Source organism: Streptomyces sp. SID12501, from assembly GCF_010550245.1.
GTDB lineage: Bacteria > Actinomycetota > Actinomycetes > Streptomycetales > Streptomycetaceae > Streptomyces.
The window spans coordinates 1-565 of record NZ_JAAGLU010000330.1 but is presented as its reverse complement, the minus strand read 5'-3'; the positions used below and the strand labels follow the sequence as shown (position 1 = coordinate 565).

The window sequence follows — 565 nt, the reverse complement described above, 5'->3', positions numbered from 1 at the left end:
AGCTGGCGGTCGTCGTCGACGAGTACGGCGGCACGTCCGGCGCGGTGACCCTCGAGGACGTCGTCGAGGAGCTCGTCGGCGAGGTCGCGGACGAGCACGACCGCACTCGCAGCAGCCTCGCCCGTCAGGGCGACGGGTCCTGGGTGCTGCCCGGCGTCCTGCGCCCCGACGAGCTGCACGAGGCGACCGGGCTGCGCGTGGCCGACGACGGCCCCTGGGAGACCGTGGGCGGGCTGCTCATGGCGCGCCTCGGCCGCATCCCGGTCGAGGGCGACGAGGTCGTGGAGGGCCACGTGCGGCTGGTCGTCGAGCGCATGGACGGGCGTCGCGTCGAGCGCGTGCGCGTCAGCGACCTCACCGACGACGCGACGCAGGAGGCGTGATGGACAGCACGCTCGCGCTCACCCTGGCCGTGGTCCTGCTCGCGGCCAACGCGTTCTTCGTCGGCGCCGAGTTCGCCCTGATCTCGGTCCGTCGCAGCCAGATCGAGCCCGCCGCCCTCAAGGGCAGCCGGCGTGCCCGCACCACGCTGTGGGCGCTGGAGCACCTCTCCGCGATGATGGCC

2 protein-coding genes are annotated in these 565 nt (G+C 74.2%); both read left to right on the top strand.

The features are described 5' to 3' along the window. Positions 1-383, top strand: a 383-nt coding sequence (locus tag G3I71_RS46055; RefSeq protein WP_275409436.1) for a transporter associated domain-containing protein, incomplete at its 5' end; no start/stop codon positions are given. Further along, positions 383-565, top strand: a 183-nt coding sequence (locus tag G3I71_RS46050) for a CNNM domain-containing protein (protein WP_164324894.1), incomplete at its 3' end; no start/stop codon positions are given. The genes G3I71_RS46055 and G3I71_RS46050, both read left to right, overlap by 1 nt.